15 protein-coding genes are annotated in these 19923 nt (G+C 33.4%); 7 read left to right on the top strand and 8 right to left on the bottom strand.

Going from position 1 to position 19923, the window contains the following annotated elements; genetic code table 11:
- Positions 1-25 precede the first annotated feature (25 nt).
- Positions 26-1276 carry a methionine adenosyltransferase gene (metK, locus tag J2Y38_RS06430; RefSeq protein WP_309840703.1) on the top strand — a complete coding sequence of 417 codons (1251 nt, stop codon included), beginning with the start codon at positions 26-28 and terminating at the stop codon, positions 1274-1276.
- Between the two features lie 80 nt (positions 1277-1356).
- Here metK and J2Y38_RS06425 read toward each other — a convergent pair whose 3' ends face one another.
- From J2Y38_RS06425 to J2Y38_RS06415, 3 genes are all read right to left on the bottom strand, one after another.
- The gene (locus J2Y38_RS06425) at positions 1357-3606 is read right to left on the bottom strand and encodes a hypothetical protein (RefSeq protein WP_309840701.1); all 2250 of its coding nucleotides are present in this window, start codon (positions 3604-3606) and stop codon (positions 1357-1359) included.
- Between the two features lie 87 nt (positions 3607-3693).
- Positions 3694-6381 carry a carboxypeptidase-like regulatory domain-containing protein gene (locus J2Y38_RS06420; protein ID WP_309840699.1) on the bottom strand — a complete coding sequence of 896 codons (2688 nt, stop codon included), beginning with the start codon at positions 6379-6381 and terminating at the stop codon, positions 3694-3696.
- Positions 6382-6464: 83 nt separating this feature from the next.
- Positions 6465-7349 carry a GLPGLI family protein gene (locus J2Y38_RS06415; RefSeq protein WP_309840698.1) on the bottom strand — a complete coding sequence of 295 codons (885 nt, stop codon included), beginning with the start codon at positions 7347-7349 and terminating at the stop codon, positions 6465-6467.
- A 233-nt stretch (positions 7350-7582) separates the two neighbouring features.
- On the opposite strand from J2Y38_RS06415, the gene J2Y38_RS06410 reads away from it, so the two are divergent.
- The 4 genes from J2Y38_RS06410 to J2Y38_RS06395 all read left to right on the top strand — a co-directional run bounded on the left by J2Y38_RS06410 (position 7583) and on the right by J2Y38_RS06395 (position 9813).
- Positions 7583-8386, top strand: coding sequence for a hypothetical protein (locus J2Y38_RS06410; protein ID WP_309840696.1), 804 nt, complete (start codon positions 7583-7585; stop codon positions 8384-8386).
- On the top strand, positions 8386-9000 hold the full coding sequence (locus J2Y38_RS06405; protein WP_053470079.1) for a deoxynucleoside kinase: 615 nt from the start codon (positions 8386-8388) through the stop codon (positions 8998-9000). Before J2Y38_RS06410 ends, J2Y38_RS06405 begins: the two co-directional genes overlap by 1 nt.
- A gap of 146 nt (positions 9001-9146) precedes the next feature.
- The gene (locus J2Y38_RS06400) at positions 9147-9443 is read left to right on the top strand and encodes a type II toxin-antitoxin system HigB family toxin (protein WP_309840693.1); all 297 of its coding nucleotides are present in this window, start codon (positions 9147-9149) and stop codon (positions 9441-9443) included.
- 1 nt (position 9444) lies between these two features.
- Complete coding sequence (locus J2Y38_RS06395) at positions 9445-9813, top strand: DNA-binding protein (RefSeq protein ID WP_309840691.1); 369 nt, start codon at positions 9445-9447, stop codon at positions 9811-9813.
- 77 nt (positions 9814-9890) lie between these two features.
- On the opposite strand, the gene J2Y38_RS06390 is transcribed toward J2Y38_RS06395, so the two are convergent.
- From J2Y38_RS06390 to J2Y38_RS06370, 5 genes are all read right to left on the bottom strand, one after another.
- Positions 9891-12443: a sodium-translocating pyrophosphatase gene (locus tag J2Y38_RS06390; protein WP_309840689.1), complete on the bottom strand. Its 2553-nt coding sequence runs from the start codon at positions 12441-12443 to the stop codon at positions 9891-9893.
- Positions 12444-12556: 113 nt separating this feature from the next.
- Positions 12557-13087, bottom strand: coding sequence for an inorganic diphosphatase (locus J2Y38_RS06385; protein WP_291141347.1), 531 nt, complete (start codon positions 13085-13087; stop codon positions 12557-12559).
- A 132-nt stretch (positions 13088-13219) separates the two neighbouring features.
- The gene (locus tag J2Y38_RS06380; protein ID WP_309840686.1) at positions 13220-13819 is read right to left on the bottom strand and encodes a DNA-3-methyladenine glycosylase 2 family protein; all 600 of its coding nucleotides are present in this window, start codon (positions 13817-13819) and stop codon (positions 13220-13222) included.
- A gap of 261 nt (positions 13820-14080) precedes the next feature.
- Positions 14081-16582: a DUF5686 family protein gene (locus tag J2Y38_RS06375; protein ID WP_309840684.1), complete on the bottom strand. Its 2502-nt coding sequence runs from the start codon at positions 16580-16582 to the stop codon at positions 14081-14083.
- Positions 16583-16652: 70 nt separating this feature from the next.
- Complete coding sequence (locus J2Y38_RS06370) at positions 16653-17630, bottom strand: pyruvate dehydrogenase complex E1 component subunit beta (RefSeq protein WP_053470073.1); 978 nt, start codon at positions 17628-17630, stop codon at positions 16653-16655.
- Between the two features lie 503 nt (positions 17631-18133).
- On the opposite strand from J2Y38_RS06370, the gene J2Y38_RS06365 reads away from it, so the two are divergent.
- Entirely contained in the window at positions 18134-18880 is a 747-nt protein-coding gene (locus J2Y38_RS06365) for an electron transfer flavoprotein subunit beta/FixA family protein (RefSeq protein WP_309840682.1), read from the top strand.
- Between the two features lie 68 nt (positions 18881-18948).
- Positions 18949-19917, top strand: a complete 969-nt coding sequence (locus J2Y38_RS06360; RefSeq protein WP_309840679.1) for an electron transfer flavoprotein subunit alpha/FixB family protein — start codon at positions 18949-18951, stop codon at positions 19915-19917.
- Positions 19918-19923: the final 6 nt, after the last annotated feature.

Genomic DNA, 19923 nt, shown 5'->3' with positions numbered 1-19923 from the left:
CTTAATGTTAATTTAATAAATTATTATGGCTTATTTATTTACGTCAGAATCTGTTAGTGAAGGGCATCCAGACAAAGTTGCAGATCAAATTTCGGATGCTTTAATTGATAACTTTCTGGCATTTGATGCTGACTCAAAAGTAGCTTGCGAAACATTAGTTACTACAGGTCAGGTTATTTTAGCAGGTGAAGTAAAATCGAATACTTATCTTGATGTACAACAAATTGCACGTGAGGTAATCCGTAAAATTGGATATACTAAAAGTGAATATATGTTTGAAGCAAATTCTTGTGGAATTCTTTCAGCAATTCACGAGCAGTCTGCAGACATTAACCAAGGTGTTGACAGAGCTAAGCCAGAAGAGCAAGGTGCAGGAGATCAGGGAATGATGTTTGGTTACGCTACAAACGAAACTGAAAACTACATGCCTCTAGCGCTTGATTTATCTCATAAATTATTACAAGAGTTAGCTATTTTAAGACGTGAAAATAAGGAAATCACTTATTTACGTCCAGATGCTAAATCTCAGGTAACTTTAGAATACAGCGACGATAACAAACCAACTCGTATTGATGCGATTGTTATCTCAACTCAGCATGATGATTTTGATGAAGAAGCTGCAATGCTTGCTAAAATCAAAAAAGATATTATCGAAATTCTTATTCCTAGAATTATCGCTAAAAACCCAACTCACGCGCATTTATTCAACGATAAAATCAACTACCATATTAACCCAACAGGAAAATTCGTTATTGGAGGACCTCACGGAGATACTGGTTTAACAGGAAGAAAAATTATTGTTGATACTTACGGTGGAAAAGGTGCTCACGGTGGTGGTGCATTCTCTGGAAAAGATCCAAGTAAAGTAGACAGAAGTGCTGCTTATGCTACACGTCATATCGCTAAAAACTTAGTTGCTGCGGGTGTTGCTGACGAAATATTAGTTCAGGTTTCTTACGCTATTGGAGTTGCTCAGCCAATGGGAATTTTCATTGAAACTTACGGAACTTCTAAAGTAAACTTAACTAACGGTGAAATCGCTAAAAAAGTAGAAGCTATTTTTGATATGCGTCCTTACTTTATTGAGCAACGTTTGAAATTAAGAAATCCTATTTATAGTGAAACTGCTGCTTACGGACACATGGGACGTAAACCAGAAACGGTTACTAAAACTTTTTCTGCTCCAGGTGGAAACGAAAAAACAGTTACTGTTGAATTGTTTACATGGGAGAAACTTGATTTTGTTGACCAAGTAAAAGCTGCTTTTGGATTGTAATCAATCTGAAACATTTACATACTAAAAAAAGGCTGTCTAAATTTAGACAGCCTTTTTTTATTTGATATGAAAACAGAACTTTAATACGTTCCGTTTTGCATTTTTGAAAGCGTTTGTTTTATATCGCTTGCTGTTACTTCTTCAACTTCCGGAGTTAAATATTTTACTGCCAAAGTCTGCGTTGCAATTGCTTTTTCTTTTTGACCGTCTTTATAATATAACTGCGCTAAAGTGTCTAAATAATACGGATTGTTTTTTGTCACGACCAAACTGTATTCTGACCAAACAATTGCACTTTTTATAAAAGAAGCATTCTGTGGTTTTAAAACTACAGTCCAAGCCGTAGAATTACAAAGGTTTGAATGATAATCTTTAAATGAATTCCATCCGTCATAAGAATAACTTGAAGTTGGATCTAATGAAGAATATATAGCATCTAATTTCTCAATTGGGCTTCCTTTTTCTGAAGCTAAGTTGGAGTCAAAATAAGTACTGAAATCTTTTAGGAAATTAGTATTTGAACCGTCTTTATCTTCAATTTGGCTTAAATAATCAAAATAGTTTCGGTACGATTCAAAGTTTCCTTTTCCTAAAGCAATGATCTTTTTATAAATCGAAATATTCTTTTCTTTATTTACTTCTCCCGAAGTTCCTTCCTGAGAAATATAAGTGTTTTGCTGTAATGCAGAAGAAATTTCAGAAACTACATTTCCTAAAACATGTATTTCTCCTTCTTTATTATTGAATGCCGCACGTTCAGCTTCAATTGCGTCAGAATGTTTTAAAAGATAATCTATCGCTAAATAATCTGTATCGTTTAAGATTCTGTCTTCATTAAAAAGCTGTTTTGTAAAACCTTGGTTTTTGATTTCTTTTACAATTGTTTCTACCAAATACAAGTTTGGTTTTGCGTCTTTTTGATGTGCTTCAATCAGTTTTTTCCAGGTTTGAGCAATCTCTTTTTTATCTACAGCTGTTTTTGTTATTGTAAATTCCGTAGGATTATCTTCTGTAACAACATAATCTGAATCATAATCGTATGAAGATTCTAAAACCGAAGCTCTGTTAAAAGCTCTTATCAAATCTGCATCGGCCGCTTTTTTGTTTTTGAAGATTTTATCAATCGTTACAAAAGCATCGGCACGCAAAAGCTTTCTGTAAAGATCTCCATAATAATTAAAGTGATATGATTTGTCTGCTAAATCAGATTTTGCAACGGCTAATACATCTCCATTTCCGTTTAAAACAACTACGCTCGGATCGTTTGTAATTTTATTGTTTTTCAGCCATTTTTTATCATCGGCTCCAGCCAGATAATAATTATAAACATCATATTGCGGATTATATGCTTCGTACATATTATATCCCGTTTGCGTTTCCTGATCTTTTACAAAAGCATCAAAACTTTGTTTTACTGACTTATTTTTGTCATTTGCCAAAACAACCAAATACTTATTTGTACTTGCTCCTTTAGTAGATTCAATTGCTTTTTTAAGATTGTTTTCGATTTTTAATTTAAAATCAAATTTTACAACAGTAGGATCAACTGCATAATCAACCGTAGCCACTGCTGTATCAACAGCAACTCCGGTTCCAAAATCTTCGTTTAAATAATCTACTTTACCCGGATAAGTCCATTTTGAAACGGTTTGACTTTCAAGAGGTGCAACTTTTGATTTTTTTACAGGCTGCGGTTCTTTTTCATTTAGAAATACCAACGGATTTTTTCCTCCTTTTTCAGAGATTTTTAATTCATTTGTTTTCTTGTCATAAAATCCGGCAAGTTTTAAATCGCCTAAAACCTCAAGTTCGTAATTAATCGTTATTTCGGCAGCATCTTTTGGTAAAGCATATTTTTCTATATGGCTATTTCCGTCATATTCTTCATAAACTAAGTATAAAAAATCTGATTTTTCAATTTCAAATTCTAAATCTGTTTTTGTCCATTCAGGATCCAGTTTCGTTTTTATATCGGAAATTCTTTGGTATTGAATTTCTTCTGTACCGTTTTGAGTTCCTATATAAAAAGAATAATACGATGGATCTAAAAATTTAATCTTGATGTTTTTTGTTTTTTTATCAGTTACAAACGACAGATCAAATCTGTTTTCTGCAGTTGCATTTCTACTAAAAACTAATGAATCGCCTTTAATTTCATAACCTCCCGTATAAAAAACTAATTCGTATTTATTATCGTCTAATAAATTCAGTTTGATTTTCTGACCTTTGGCGGCAGATAAATAAGTCCCTTTTTCGATGCCTTGCGTTTGAGAAAAAGACATAAAAATTCCCGAAGTAAATAGCAATAAACTCCAAATAGAATTGCGCATAATATAAAAATTTGGCTGTTAATATTCATGTAAAGATATTCTATTCTTACTAAAATAAACTCCTAAATTTTAAATTAAGTCAATCTATTATAAATTATATTTCATTGAAAAGATGATGTAGCGAGGCTGAACCGTATATTGAGAAACTCTTGTGGAGAATTGCGTAAAGTTATCATCATTAAGATATCTGGTGTTTAATAAATTGGTTGCAGAGATTTTATATTCCCATTTGCTGTTTTTCTTTTGATAAATTAAACTGGCACTTAAAAAATCATATTCGTTATCAACGGTTTTGTCTCCGTTATAATAATGATAGAATTCATACTCCGAAACAAAAGAAAAACTATCCAGGAAATAGTAATCTAATTTTGCAAAAGGTTTGTCTGTATAAAATGTAGAACCGCTGTATTTATTCACCAAAAGATTGTATCCAAATTCTATATTCGGCAGGTTTTTGTAATTGGTAGAAGCTTTAACGGTATAACTCTGCACAAAACTTTCAGTTGTTCTTAAATCGTCATTTTGAATATTATTGAATTTTGACCAGTTCAAACTTGCACTTACTGAGGCTTTGTAATTCTTTAAAAATGAACGACCGTAAGCTCCCATTCCAGAAAAAGTTTCATCTGCTAAATTGGAATTATATGGAACCGAAGACTGATTAATTCCATCAAAATTGGCTTCTGTTTTAATCGCATCCACTTTTCTTGTATACGTTGCATTTGCGAAAATATTCTCGAAATTGAACATATTATATTTAAAATATCGAAGCGAATGTACTTGTGAAGTCGCATTTTCTAAAGTTCGATTTCCACGAAATAAACTGCTGTAATCTGACAAAACGTAACCAGCCGCCAATTGATTAATATCGGTAAAATCATTTGTCAAAGAGAAATTATACGTCAACGTTTCTGATTTTTTGATTTGGTATAAAGCAAAAAAGTCTGGCAGTATTTTAGTGAAATTTTGAGAATAATTTGAACCCAGTTGTCCATTTGTCATCTGATAAGAGTGCAGACTAACTCCAGGCGTCAAAGTAAATTTTCCTGTTAGAATTTTATAATGGAATCCTAAAAATGCATCGTTAAAACGATAATCTACATCATTATTATTCACTGAATTATTCAAATCATTTCTGTCTCCATTATCTAACATTTGAAAAATATGAGAATTGAAGTTTTGATATGAATAGGTATTTCCCACTGTAACATTGAAATTGCTTTTTGGCGTTACCATATAATAGTAATCTAATTTTGCGTCTAATTTATTGGTTTTCACAAAGCGATCTTGATTGTAATCGTTTCGATTCTGACCTGGAATATATCCTGACAAATTAAAAGGAAGTGTTCGCAGATTGGCATTATAAAATGGATTTTCGTCCTGATATAAATGCTGCATTTCAAAAGCAAAAATATTCTTTTCGCTTTGTGTATAATACAAACTCAAATTTTGATTGACCGAAGTTGGATCTTGTTTCTTAGTTGTAAAAATAGTTTCTGAATCAGGAATCTTATTTACAACTTGTTCACGAAGTAAATCGGTATCTTCTTCCTGTTTTGATAATTTTGTCAGAATATCATAATCAAACTGAAATTTATCATTTGGCTTATAAGTTGAACTTAGTTTAAACAATCCCAAATTATTTTTCTGATGCGTTAATTCGTCTCTTTTCTGCTGATCTCCAGAATCTAAAATTGTGGTTTGCGATTTGGTTTCTAAATCTGTTTTTGAAGTCGAAAGAATTCCGAAACCGCTTATATTCCATGTTTTTGTTGGAGAATAAGAAAAGTTTGTTGCACCAAATTTGGTTTCAATTTCTTTTGCGCGATTGTTTCTTAAAACAGAAATTCCTAAATCATTTGATGATACATTAAAAGAGCTTCCGCCTTTTTTCATCATGTTTTTAAATCCGCCCGTAAACTTAAAATAATCCTGCGCCGTAAGAGGCAGTTCTCCAATATTATTAAAATTGGTAATTAGATTAATGCTGTATTTTGGGCTGTAATAAAATAGCTTTGGATTTATAATATAACGGCTGTCGAGCTCTGCAACGCCAATTCCGGCCGTCATATCTCCAAACCAAAAGTTCTTTTTTCCTTCTTTCAGTTTAATATTCATCGCCACATTTTCCTGATCGTTTTCAAGACCTTTTAAAGCGCTTACTTCATTGTAATTTCTTAAAACCTGAACTTTATCAATGGCATCGGCAGGAATATTTTTAACGCCTAGTTTGGTATCTCCGTCAAAAAAATCTTTTCCTTCCACCATTAATTTACTTACTTTTTTGCCTTCAACCTCAATTTCACCATCTGCATTTACCTCAACGCCCGGAAGTTTCTTCAGGACATCTTCAAGCTTTTTTTCGGTTCCTGATTTAAATGAATCTGCGTTGTAAACAATAGTGTCGCCTTTTATAGAAACCGGCATTTCACGAACGATTTCAACACCTTCGAGTTCTATTCCCGTACCGTCCATAACAATGTTTTGAACGATATTCTCCGTTTTGGTCGAAACGGCTATTTCTTTAGATTTCATTCCCAGATAACTTACCTTAACCGTATAGGAAGCATTTGGTTTTAAAGTCAATTGAAATTTACCTTTATCATTGGTAATTCCGTAGGAATCCATTGCTTTTGTAGCATTGTTGACCGCCATAATATTGGCCATCTCCAACGGATTTTTTTGTTCATCCTGAATAAATCCATCGAAACGAACACTTTGAGAAAAGCATATAGAAGTAAAAAGTAAGGCAAATAAAAAAAGTGTCTTATTCATTATCAGAATATTGGAAGTTGGACCCGAGCGAAAGCGAACGGGCGAAGCAATTTTGGAATTTGGAATTTGAAAATTTATAAATTTTATCTGCCCATTGGCATTGCAGGCCCGGAGGTGCGTCCACGGCTCATTTCTCTAAATTCTTCCATTTTTTTAATCACCGTTTCATCGTACTCTTTTTGAGAAACTACTTTTCCTTTTTTAGATGGTTTTATCTCGGCTTTTTCTTTGGCATTCAAAACAATTTTAGAACATAAAATCACCGTTTTTCCATCGTTTACTTCTAGAATCAAACCTGGTAATCCCCAATAATTTTCTGGTCCTTGGTTAACCGGAATTTCCGGCGTATACCAAGCGGTAACTGTAATTTCCTTTGGGATTTCGAAATTGTCTTCAAAATTAGTTTTTGTCTCTCCCGATGTTTTTTTGGCTTCATCCTTTTTGTCATTATTTTTAGGTCTGAAGTTTCTAAAATCGGTTTTACTGGCTTCTTTAACTGCACTTGCTTTGAAGCAATTGTAACCTCCAATTTGTTTGGTTTCCTGTTCCAGTTTCCAGTTTAATTTTGGCAGAGAATCAACAACAAGGAATTCTTTTCCCATAAATTCTTTATCAACCGTATAGGACTTTGCTTTTACATCTTTGTAAAAAGTTCCGCCGCCGCCCATCATCGAACTCATCATAACACGAAAACCACCTTGCTGTCCGGGAGTTTCGAGTTTTTCTTCTTCTTTATAGATTGAAGCTGTTTTATCAAAATTTAATATGAAAGTTTTCTCCAGCATTTGTTTCATACGCTCTTCCATGCTTTTCTGCATTTCTGGTGTAATGTCCCGATTTCCAGCTCGCATTCCTTCAAATTTAGGCGGCTGAGTTTTAGATTCATAAACAGCCATTCCCTGAAAATCTTTTTGGGCGTGTACTTGTGTAAAAGCGAATATTAAGAGTAAATAAGATAGTTTTTTCATGTGGTTATATTTAAAAGATTGTGAAGTCTTGTAAAACTTACAATTCAAATTTATTACTAATTTTAAAATACTGAAAATTAAATATATCAATGCCAGAATGGTATCGACAAAATCTAATCTTTGTAAGACTACTCTAATTTACAAAGGTTTAAACTGGAAAAACTGCCAAAACTCTAATTTTAAGATATTCTTTAACGTAGTTTTTGTACTTTGGCTTATGAAATTATACTATTATGAGTAAAACAATACGCCAAATTTTATTACTGCTCTTTATTGCGTGTTCGTTTTCGACTTTTTTTGGGCAAAGCCAAAAAATAAATGCTTCTGTAATTTCAAAATTCAAAATTGATGCTGATGAATTTATTGGCTACGATTCTTTTGGATATTCTTATCAGATAAAAAATAATGTTTTTAGCAAAATAAAAGGAAGTGAAGTCTTTGAATACAAGAATGTTTCGTTAGGAAATATTACAAAAGTTGATATTCAGAATCCGCTTAAAATTGTTTTGTTCTATGAAGATTTCAACATTGTTATTTTATTGGATAATCAATTGAATAAGATGACCGAAATTAATTTTTCGCAAAATACAAATCCGATTGTTGTCAGCGCAATTGGAATGTCAACGCAAAATCAGCTTTGGATTTTTAATACGCTCAATCAGCAGATTTGTCTTTTTGATTATTTAAAAAATGAATACAAAACGGTTTCAATTCCGTTAACCGAAGGCATAAAATATTACCAAACCGACTTTAATACTTTTTATTGGATTGATAGAAAAAACAATTGGTTTTCATGTGATATCTTTGGAAAAATTTCAAGTTTGGGCAATGTTTCTGATTTTGATAAAATGGAAATAATTTCTTCTCAAAAATTCATTTTCAGTAAAGCTAACTTATTGTATTTGAGAGAAAATACTAACACAATTTCTGAAATTGAAGTTTTAGAAAAAACGTTTGACAAATTCTATTACAAAGACCAAATTTTATCTATTTTTACAACTAAAGAAATTGTAAATTATAAAATCGTAACACCGTAATGCACATAGCAATAGCAGGAAATATAGGCGCAGGAAAAACTACATTAACTAAATTATTAGCCAAACATTTTAAATGGGAGCCTCATTATGAAGATGTGGTTGATAATCCGTACTTAGACGATTTTTACCATCAAATGGAACGCTGGTCGTTTAACTTACAAATCTATTTCCTTAATAGTCGTTTTCGTCAGGTTTTGCAAATTCGCGAAAGCGGTAAAAAAATCATTCAGGACAGAACAATTTATGAAGATGCGCATATTTTTGCTCCCAATTTATATGCAATGGGATTGATGACAAGTCGTGATTTTGAAAATTACACGTCTTTATTCGAATTAATGGAATCGTTGGTAAAAGCGCCGGATTTATTGATTTATTTAAGAAGTTCTATTCCTAATCTTGTTGGACAAATTCACAAACGCGGACGCGAATATGAAAACTCTATTTCGATCGATTATTTAAGCCGTTTGAACGAAAGATATGAAGCATGGATTCAGACTTACACTAAAGGAAAATTATTGATTATTGATGTTGACAATATAAATTTTGTTGATAATCCTGAAGATTTAGGAAATATCATTAATAGAATTGATGCAGAATTGAATGGGTTGTTCTAGATCACGAATTTCACAGATTTGCACGAAATAAAAAAATGCCTCTAAATAATTTTAGAGGTATTTTTTTGTTAATATTTTCTTACTTTTGTGACTATTAAATAAATTTCCCATTTCGGGAAAAAATAATTACATTTGTCAAACTAATTATGAGAATAATAGCAAAGCGGACTCTGCAAAATTTTTGGGAAAGATTTCCAAATTCAAAACAACAATTACTAGCCTGGTATCAAATTTTTGATAAAAATGATTTTGCAAATTCTAATGTTATAAAGTCTTTTTTTGGTACCGCAGATTTTGTCGGCAATAATAAAGTAGTCTTCAATATTTGTGGCAATCACTATCGCTTAATTGTTAAAATTAATTACGATACAAAAATTGTGTATATCCTTTTTATCGGAACACATAGCGAATATGATGATTTAAAAGATATTAAAAACTTATAAGATGAATATAAAGCCAATAAAAACAGAACAAGATTATACTTTAGCTTTAGAGAGAGTCAATTCTCTTTTTGAAGCCAAACCTGATACTGTTGAAGGAGATGAGCTAGATATTCTGGTTACCCTTATCGAGAAGTATGAACAGATACATTACCCTATTCCTGAACCTGACCCTATTGAGGCGATCAAATTTATGATGGAACAAAACGGATTAAGTGATGCGGATTTAGGAATTATTTTAAACAGCCGTTCAAGAGTATCTGAATTGTTTAATCGTAAAAGAGCCTTAACGATAAAACAAATAAGAGTTTTGACTGAAACTCTTCATATTCCTGCTTCAACTTTAATTAAAGAATATGCTTTAAATCAATAAAAAATGCCTCTAAAGTTATTTAGAGGCATTTTTGTTTAGGAACTTTGTCAAAGTTTAAAACTTTGACAAAGTTGGTTTTATTTAGCAGTTGCTGCACTAATTTTTGCTTCAACTTCTTCTTCTGTTCCTTCGTAAACTTCTGTGGTTGTTTTACCGTTTTCAGTTTTAGTTACAGTTCCGGTAGTTTTACCATTGTCATTTCTTAGGTCAACGCGAACAGATTTTTTCTCATATTTACTTGTATCGAAACAATCTGTTTTTTGATATTTTCCGGTTTTATCAAAATGTGCTAAACATTTTGCTGTTTCTTCTTCAGTACAGCCTTTTTCTTTGCACATTTTAATACATTCTTCTTTTGTCATTCCTGATAAATCTCCGCATTTAGAAATTCCTCCAGCATGCATTTCAGTTTTTGCACAGCAAGAAGCTTTTCCTGCAATGTTTGATTCAGAATGTCCATCACCTAAAATTGGTGCAATTACTAATCCAATCAAACAAGTTAATTTAATTAAGATGTTCATTGATGGCCCGGATGTATCTTTAAACGGATCTCCAACTGTATCTCCGGTCACGGCTGCTTTGTGAGCATCAGAACCTTTATAAGTCATTTCACCGTTAATCATAACTCCGGCTTCAAAAGATTTTTTAGCATTGTCCCAAGCTCCTCCGGCGTTGTTTTGAAAAACTGCCCAAAGAACTCCAGAAACTGTAACTCCGGCCATATATCCTCCTAACATTTCAGCAATTAACTGATTGTTATCTGCGTAAACTAATTTCCCTAAAAGTACAATTGCAATAGGAAAACCAATTGTTAGAATTCCCGGAAGCATCATTTCGCGTAAAGCGGCTTTTGTAGAAATTTCAACACATTTTCCATATTCCGGTTTTCCGGTTCCTTCCATAATTCCCGGGATTTCCTTGAATTGACGACGAACTTCATACACCATATCCATCGCTGCTTTTCCAACAGAATTCATCGCTAAAGCAGAGAAAACCACCGGAATCATTCCACCGACAAATAACATCGCTAAAACTGGCGCTTTGAAGATATTGATTCCGTCAATTCCTGTAAACGTTACATAAGCTGCAAATAATGCTAATGATGTTAAAGCTGCAGAAGCAATGGCAAAACCTTTGCCCGTTGCTGCAGTTGTATTTCCAACAGAATCTAAAATATCCGTTCTTGTACGAACTTCTTTTGGTAATTCGCTCATTTCGGCGATTCCTCCGGCGTTATCAGAAATTGGTCCGAAAGCATCGATTGCTAATTGCATTGCTGTTGTTGCCATCATTGCTGAAGCTGCTAAAGCAACTCCGTAAAATCCAGCCAAAGCATATGAAATCCAGATTGCACCAGCAAACAATAATACAGTTGGAAACGTAGAAATCATTCCCGTTGCTAAACCTGCAATTACGTTTGTTCCTGCTCCTGTAGATGATTTTTGAACAATTGCCAAAACTGGTTTTGTTCCTAATCCTGTATAATATTCTGTTACGGATGAAATAGCTCCACCAACAACTAATCCGACTAATGTTGCATAGAAAACACGCAATGATGAAATGTCTTTAGATCCTTCTCCAAAGAAAGTCATCTGCATAGTTTCAGGAAGCATATGTTTTACTAAGAAGAAACAAGCCACAGCTGTTAAAACAATCGAAACCCAGTTTCCTATATTTAATGCTTTTTGAACTTGTGCTTCTTTTGCATTGTCATCTGAAATTTTTACCAATGTTGTTCCGATAATGGAGAATAAAATTCCGAAACCGGCAATTGCCATTGGAAGTAAAATTGGACCAATTCCGCCAAAAGCGTCATTGATACTTCCACCCATATCTTTTATAACATAGTTTCCTAGCACCATTGCAGCAAGAACCGTTGCTACATAAGATCCGAATAAATCGGCACCCATACCGGCAACGTCACCCACATTATCCCCAACGTTATCTGCAATTGTTGCAGGGTTTCTTGGATCATCTTCCGGAATTCCGGCTTCTACTTTACCAACTAAATCAGCACCAACATCGGCCGCTTTTGTGTAAATTCCGCCTCCAACTCTGGCAAACAATGCAATTGATTCTGCACCAAGAGAAAATCCGGCTAACGTTTCTAAAACAACGGTCATTGTTTCAGTGTCTTTCCAAACTCCGTCAGAAAATAAATTAAAGAAAATTATAAAAAAAGTAGTTAAACCCAGAACTGCAAGACCTGCAACGCCTAAACCCATTACGGTTCCGCCGCCAAAAGACACTTTTAGTGCCTGTGGCAAACTTGTACGTGCTGCCTGTGTTGTTCTAACGTTTGTTTTGGTTGCGATTTTCATACCTATATTACCTGCGTAAGCTGAAAATAATGCGCCAAAAATAAATGCAATTACGATCAATAAATGTGTTTTTACACCTGGAATAAAAGTAATTCCTGCCAAAGCTAAACTTGCAATAATAACAAAGATGGTTAATAGTTTATATTCGGCTTTTAAGAAGGCTAAGGCTCCTTCGTAGATGTAATCTGAAATCTCTTTCATTTTACCGTCTCCGGCGTCTTGTTTTAAAACCCAAGTCCTTTTTATTCCCATGAAAAGTAATCCTAAAACTGCCATGACAATTGGCAGGTAAATCATAAATGCATTCATAATATATTAATGGTTTTGGTTAATAGTCAACAATCTAACAAAAACGAATTTAAACAAAAAAGCAATACTCCTGACGGCAGTATTGCTTTTTTTATAATAAAATAGGGTATAAATTATTTAATACTAAATAATCCCTCTGGTTTGTTTTCGATATCATCAAAACGCTTCGTACACTCAGCAATAATTGCAAATGCTTCGTTTACATCTCCCCATCCTTCTACATCTACTTTTTTGTTTTCAAGATCTTTGTAAACCTGGAAGAAATGCTCGATTTCTTTTACTAAGTGCGGGTTAATATCTGAAAGGTCAGTTAAAGAATTCCAGATTGGATCTGAAACTGGTACACAAATAATTTTTTCGTCTGGTCCTTTATCGTCTGCCATGTGAAAAACCCCAATTGGTTTTACTTCCATAACACATCCAGGAAAAGTTGGTTCGTTTACTAAAACCAATACATCAAGAGGGTCACCGTCAAGTGCTAAAGTTTCAGGAATAAATCCGTAATCTGCAGGGTACATCATTGAAGAGAATAACATTCTGTCGAAACGCATTCTTTTGATTTCAAAATCGTACTCATATTTATTTCTGCTTCCTCTTGGTATTTCGATTAATACATCGAAAGTTGTTAGTTTGTCTGCGGTCATTTTCGTTTTTTATTATATCTATAATTTCGACTGCAAAAGTAACTAAACAATCCTTTTTTACAATGAAAAAAGTATATTAATCTCTGTATTTATACATTAATTAATATACTTTTCTTTTTATATAACAGACAGTTAATATATAATTTTCCTATTTCGCTTACTTAGGTAATAATGCCATAGCAAATATGTGGCATAAGATCGGTACGGACTCCATTGTTCTGCATGGATTTCCATCTCTTGTTTGTCGTGAATATCAAGCAATTCTTTGATTGTATTTATGACTGCAATATCGCCTAGCGGAATCAAATCCGGTTCCTGAAGACAGAACATTAAATAGATGTCAATTGTCCAGTTTCCGATTCCTTTTAATTTGATTAATTCTTCACGAACTTGTTTTGCCGATTTTGAGGCCAGACTTTCTACATCGAGTTCTTTGTTTAAAATGGCTTCGGACAAAATCTTGATGTATTTTGTTTTTTGACGGCTTACGCCAAGACTTCTATATTCTTCATCGGGTAAAATCGCCATCGTTTCAGGAATACAGGTTGTATAAGCTTTTATTTTTAAGAATGTGGCTTTCGCCGAATCTACAGAAACCTGTTGTTCAAGAATTAATAATACCAAAGTTTCAAAACCCTGTGGACGCTTTGGTATTGGCGGAAGCCCGTATTTTTCGATTATTTCCCGAAATACTGGATTTTTATTGGTTAGAAAATCTATGGCCTCTTGCATAAGATATTTTTTAAGTCAATTTCAAAATTAAATAAAAAAGAATCTCGCAAAGGCGCAGAGTCGCAAAGTTTTTTTGCCCACGGATTTTGCAGATTAAAACAGGTTAAAGCAGATTTATTTTTTTCAGTCTGCAATTATATAATCTGCGTTTATCAGCATACATCCGTAAAATCTGTGGGCAAAGGTTCAAAGCATAAAAAAAATCGCAAAGATTTTAAACCTTTGCGACTTTGTAACTTTGATCCTTTGTACCTTATATAATTAGAAATAGAATCCGAAAGATCCTTTTATAGCAAATTTGTGAGCATCAGGCATATCTAAATAATTTCCTCTCCATGAAAAATCAAGACGGAAAACTTTGAAGATATTTCCAATTCCGGCATTGTATTCCCAGTATACATTTTCTGGTGCATTATAAGGAAGTCCAGAAGCGTTTATTTCACGATTTGCTTTAGAAATAGTTCCATGAACCGCTCTTACTCCTATAAATTCCCTCCAATTAAGTTTTCTCATAAATGGAACTCTGGCGAATAACCTTCCTCCAAAATCATGATTCCATTGTAACGTTGTATATTGATCCGTAACGAATTCGTAGAAATTAAGGTTACTGAATGTATTTTCAATGGTAAAATAAGTCTGGTTACCCGGAATTACACTCATTAATCCTAACGGAATTGTTCCGAATGTTTTTCCTGTTTCTATAATAATGTTAGATCTTCCTAAAGGTCCAATGATAATGGGCTGCTTATAGAATACCTGTATTTTTTCGTAGGCAAAATCACTGTCAAAAACTCCTTTTAAACCATAACTAAAGTTAACAAAGAAATGACTAAACGGACTGTCTACTAAATCTCTTTCTACTCCGTAACCAATTGTTTTACGGTTTGGCATATATTCAAACTGAATATTGGCTTCTGATTGTTTTACATCACTTTTTACAACTCCCATAGGGTCTGCTGCAGTTGGCAATGTTGTATAATAATCTAAACTAAATGTTTTTGATGCCGATTCTAATGTTCGATAAGAAAACCCTGCCTGAACAACAAAATTCTTTTTAGGTTCCATTTCTACCGAAATGTTACTCAAATTAATGTTGGTCAATTTTCCGTTACTTCCGGTTGTAAATAAGGCAGAAGACGCAAAGCTTCGTCCTAAAATATCATTTGTCGTGGTTAAACTGGCTCCAATCTGTTCAATATCACGCCTGTTTCCTCCAGAAATAATAACACGTTTTTTCTTGTCGACCATCCATTTTCCAGAAACTCCGTATTTGAATTTACTGTCATCAAATCCGTAAGCTGTATAAGCTTGTATACGCCAAGGATCGTTTGGTCCGAAATACGTTCGCCCTCCTACTCTCAGCCTTAAACCCTCGACTTCATTATATCCAAATGTGGAAAAAATAGGTCCGTAATCGAAGTTTTTAAACTCGATATAACCACTTCCTAAAATGGAGACGAGATTATACAATTGCTTAAATCGCTTCACCGTCTGCAAAGTATCGAGCATTTTATAAATCCCTGCTTCGTCTTTATTTAGTTTTTCAAAACGATTTTCTTCCCAAAATTCCGGTGGTCGCTCGTAGACCGCATTGTCTATAAAATTGACTTCTTCTTTATAGAATTTCTCTGGTTTTTGAATATTGAATTTATGATTGCGATACAGTGTCGTTCGTTTTCCATAAACTCCCTTTGATTTTTCTTTTTTATTTAAAGCAAAATCAGACATCATATAATCGCGGGTCAATAGAAAAACAGAATCGTTATCTACTTCGAATTCCTGTTCGATATAAATATCTTTTACCCAGTTAATATTGGCACTTTTAGTAACGCCCATATTAATTTTCTTGATCGCAAAAGTGGTATCGTTTACCCAGAAGTCTCCTTTAAAAGTCAATTCGTTTTTACGCCTCGGATAAAAAACAATATTAAAACACCATTTTTTATCAATAAAAGCACTGTCTTTCAATACATAATTGTAAACATCAATTCCTGTTCTTGAAAGCGGGCTTGTAAAACTCTTATCAAAAAATTTAAGGTGATTATCGTAAATATTATAATCTGAATAAAGGTCTTTTACGAAAGCTAAAATCTGCTGATTCCCGTTGAAACCAGACATTTTATTTCCCGTAATATTCTCTTTTACTTTCTTTAATTTATTATCTCCGTAAACGTCATAAACAGATTCGTTGATAAAAATTGGCAGATACGTTTTTCCTGTAACATCTGAAGTATCAACATGATTAAACACAAACTCCATTCCTTTAAAGAGCTTGTTTTTCATAAAAGCACTATCAATCGTGTTCATATCGAACTCGACTTTTTCGTACTTCTGCATTTGATATTGATTGAATTGGTAAAGTCCGTTTTTACGTTTTCTTTCCCATATTTTTCTCAAAATATCAAGCGCCGGATTGTTCTTTTTTGATGTTTTTCCGGTATAAATTACAACTTCATTTAGCGCCTGAGGTTCGCTCAAAACAATCTTAAAATCGTAATTAACTGCTTTTTCTAAAGGAACTTCCCTATCTGAAAATCCGGCAGAACTAACCAATAAAGCGGTATAAGTATTTGGAGATTCGAGATAAAAACGGCCATCTTCGTTAGAAACGATTCCGGTGTTTGAACCTTTAAAAACAACATTTGCAAAAGGTATCGGCTGATTAGACTTGTCCAAAACAATTCCACTCACTTTCGTTTGTGCAGTAGCAATAGCCGCAAATGCGAATACAAAAAATAGGCTGAGTAAAATTATTCTTTTCATTGTCTGGGCAAAAAAAAACTTCATCAATTAACAGTGAATGATGAAGTTTTATGAGTATTCTAAATGTGTACTATTTGTATAACACTTTCTTAACTGCTTTTACTACATCACCTGCATTTGGCAACCAGTCTTTTAATAATACTGGAGAGTAAGGCGCAGGAGTATCTGCAGTTGTAATACGTTGAATTGGCGCATCAAGGAAATCAAATGCTTGCTCCTGAACGATATAAGTGATCTCAGAAGAAATACTTGCAAATGGCCAGGCTTCTTCAAGAATTACTAAACGGTTTGTTTTTTTAACAGATTTAAGAATAGCATCTTTATCCATAGGACGAACTGTTCTTAAGTCGATAATCTCACAAGAAATTCCTTCTTTAGCTAATTCATCAGCAGCGATAAAAGCTTCTTTGATGATTTTTCCAAAAGAAACGATTGTTACATCTTTTCCTTCACGTTTAACATCAGCAACTCCTAATGGAATTGTGTATTCTCCGTCTGGCACTTCACCTTTATCACCATACATTTGCTCAGATTCCATAAAAATTACAGGATCATTATCGCGAATTGCAGATTTTAAAAGTCCCTTTGCATCATAAGGAGTTGAAGGTACAACAACTTTAAGACCCGGAGTGTTTGCAAACCAGTTTTCTAAAGCTTGTGAGTGAGTTGCTCCTAATTGACCTGCAGAAGCAGTTGGTCCGCGGAAAACGATTGGCACATTAAATTGCCCTCCAGTCATTTGACGCATTTTAGCAGCATTATTTATAATTTGATCAATACCAACTAAACAGAAGTTGAAAGTCATATATTCTACAATAGGTCTGTTACCATTCATTGCAGAACCTACTGCAATTCCTGTAAAACCAAGCTCAGCGATTGGAGTATCGATTACTCTTTTTTCACCAAACTCAGCAAGCATTCCTTTTGAAGCTTTGTATGCTCCGTTGTATTCTGCAACTTCTTCGCCCATTAAATATATGGATTCATCGTGACGCATTTCTTCGCTCATCGCTTCACAAATGGCCTCTCTAAATTGTATTGTTCTCATATTTTATATTGTATGTTGAATTTTCTGAAGAGCAAAAATAAATATTTTAAATAACTTAAAAGCATAAATTGAATTTAAAATCGCATGAAGTTCTTTCTCTCTTTAGCTTTTAACTTTTTAAATATTATTGTGATATTTACGAAATCGATATAATAGACGTGTGACCCACACTTAATTTGTCAAATCCATTTTTTTGACAAACTTTAATCTATTTGTTTAATTCCTGTTTCTCCGAAATTCTTTCATAAGAACGGGGAAATTCAAAAATTAGTATTTACAGACCCAAACTTTAACCATTGTTTAATCTTCAAAAATTGCAAAATTCCTAACAATCAGACAAAATGAATGCTTTTTCATTTTAAGATTCCGATGAAAACCACCTCAAAACACATAATCTTCGAAATCGTAATAGTTTTAAAAAATATTATGCATGCATAGTATAATTATTCCAAATTAAATTCTAAATTTGTAAAAGCATATTACAAATTCAAAATATATACTTTATGAAAATATTAGTTTGCATCAGCCATGTGCCTGATACTACTTCAAAAATTAACTTCTCCAATGGTGATTCAGAATTTGATACCAATGGTGTACAATATGTAATTAATCCTAATGATGAGTTTGGACTTACACGTGCAATCTGGTTCCAAGAGCAGCAAGGTGCAAATGTAACAGTTGTAAACGTTGGAGGTCCTGATACTGAACCAACATTGCGTAAAGCATTGGCAATTGGTGCAAATGAAGCAATTCGTATAAACGCAAACCCAACTGACGGTTTTTTTGTTGCAAAACAATTAGCTGAAGTAATTAAAAATGGCGGATACGATCTTGTAATTGCAGGAAAAGAATCTCTTGATTATAATGGCGGAATGGTTCCTGGAATGATTGCAGGAATTTTAGGTTCTAACTTTTTAAATTCTTGTACTTCTTTAACTGTTGATGGAAACAATGTAAAAGCGGTTCGTGAAATCGACGGTGGAAAAGAAACTGTAAGCACTACTCTTCCTTTAATTATTGGTGGTCAAAAAGGTCTTGTTGAAGAAAAAGATTTACGTATCCCAAACATGAGAGGAATTATGACAGCAAGAACTAAAGCCTTAACTATTCTTGAACCAGTTGATGCTCCTGTAAATACAAAAGCAGTGAAATTTGAAAAACCAGCTCCAAAATCAGCTGTGAAATTAGTTTCTGCAGATAATTTAGATGAGTTAATCAATTTATTACACAACGAAGCGAAGGTAATCTAGTATTCAGTAATCAGTTTTAAGTATTCAGTTTCCAATCTGAAATCTAAAATCTAAAATCTAAAATTATTATGTCAATATTAATATATGCAGAATCTGCAGAAGGAAAATTTAAAAAAGTAGCTTTCGAATTAGCTTCTTACGCAAAAAAAGTAGCCGAGTCTTTAGGTACAACTGTTACAGCTTTAACTGTAAACATCAGCGACGTAAGTGAATTATCTAAATACGGAGTTGATAAAGTTTTAAAAGTAAACAACGATAAATTAGCTGGTTTTACTGCTAAGGCTTACGCCGATGTAATTAAACAAGCTGCTGAAAAAGAAGGAACAAAAGTAGTTTTACTTTCTTCTACAACAGACAGTATTTATCTTTCATCATTAGTTGCAGTAGCTTTAAATGCTGGTTTTGCATCAAATGTTGTTGGATTACCAATTAGCACTTCACCTTTCCAGGTAAAAAGAAATGCTTTTTCAAACAAAGCTTTCAATATCACAGAAATTTCTACTGATGTAAAAGTTCTTGGTTTAGCTAAAAACTCTTATGGAATTTTCGAAAATGCAGGATCTGCATCTGAAGAAGATTTTAATCCAACAATTGGAGACAATGATTTTGGAGTAAAAGTAGAATCTGTAGAAAAAGTAACTGGAAAAGTTTCTATCGCTGATGCTGATATCGTAGTTTCTGGCGGACGTGGATTAAAAGGTCCTGAAAACTGGGGATTAATCGAAGATCTTGCTGCTGTTTTAGGCGCTGCGACTGCGTGTTCTAAACCAGTTTCAGATTTAGGATGGAGACCTCACAGCGAACACGTTGGGCAAACAGGAAAACCAGTTGCAACTAACTTATATATTGCAGTAGGTATTTCTGGAGCTATTCAACATATTGCGGGTATTAACTCTTCAAAAGTAAAAGTAGTAATCAATAATGACCCAGAAGCTCCTTTCTTTAAAGTTGCTGATTATGGTATTGTTGGCGACGCTTTTGAAATTGTTCCGAAATTAACAGAGAAATTAAAAGCTTTTAAAGCACAACATTCTTAATTCAAA

Origin of the sequence: Flavobacterium sp. 2755 (genome assembly GCF_031455715.1) — a bacterium.
Classification (GTDB): Bacteria; Bacteroidota; Bacteroidia; order Flavobacteriales; family Flavobacteriaceae; genus Flavobacterium.
Note: the sequence above shows the minus strand (reverse complement) of the source record. Positions and strands in the feature narration are given on the sequence as shown.

Bases quoted from the DNA above. Each gene is read 5' to 3' on its own strand.
- J2Y38_RS06360 (WP_309840679.1), top strand. From the start codon at position 18,949: ATGTCAATATTAATATATGCAGAATCTGCAGAAGGAAAATTTAAAAAA.
- J2Y38_RS06395 (WP_309840691.1), top strand. From the start codon at position 9,445: ATGAATATAAAGCCAATAAAAACAGAACAAGATTATACTTTAGCTTTA.
- J2Y38_RS06385 (WP_291141347.1), bottom strand. From the start codon at position 13,087: ATGACCGCAGACAAACTAACAACTTTCGATGTATTAATCGAAATACCA.
- metK (WP_309840703.1), top strand. From the start codon at position 26: ATGGCTTATTTATTTACGTCAGAATCTGTTAGTGAAGGGCATCCAGAC.
- J2Y38_RS06420 (WP_309840699.1), bottom strand. From the start codon at position 6,381: ATGAATAAGACACTTTTTTTATTTGCCTTACTTTTTACTTCTATATGC.
- J2Y38_RS06400 (WP_309840693.1), top strand. From the start codon at position 9,147: ATGAGAATAATAGCAAAGCGGACTCTGCAAAATTTTTGGGAAAGATTT.
- J2Y38_RS06380 (WP_309840686.1), bottom strand. From the start codon at position 13,819: ATGCAAGAGGCCATAGATTTTCTAACCAATAAAAATCCAGTATTTCGG.
- J2Y38_RS06405 (WP_053470079.1), top strand. From the start codon at position 8,386: ATGCACATAGCAATAGCAGGAAATATAGGCGCAGGAAAAACTACATTA.
- J2Y38_RS06415 (WP_309840698.1), bottom strand. From the start codon at position 7,349: ATGAAAAAACTATCTTATTTACTCTTAATATTCGCTTTTACACAAGTA.
- J2Y38_RS06390 (WP_309840689.1), bottom strand. From the start codon at position 12,443: ATGAATGCATTTATGATTTACCTGCCAATTGTCATGGCAGTTTTAGGA.
- J2Y38_RS06425 (WP_309840701.1), bottom strand. From the start codon at position 3,606: ATGCGCAATTCTATTTGGAGTTTATTGCTATTTACTTCGGGAATTTTT.
- J2Y38_RS06365 (WP_309840682.1), top strand. From the start codon at position 18,134: ATGAAAATATTAGTTTGCATCAGCCATGTGCCTGATACTACTTCAAAA.
- J2Y38_RS06375 (WP_309840684.1), bottom strand. From the start codon at position 16,582: ATGAAAAGAATAATTTTACTCAGCCTATTTTTTGTATTCGCATTTGCG.
- J2Y38_RS06410 (WP_309840696.1), top strand. From the start codon at position 7,583: ATGAGTAAAACAATACGCCAAATTTTATTACTGCTCTTTATTGCGTGT.
- J2Y38_RS06370 (WP_053470073.1), bottom strand. From the start codon at position 17,630: ATGAGAACAATACAATTTAGAGAGGCCATTTGTGAAGCGATGAGCGAA.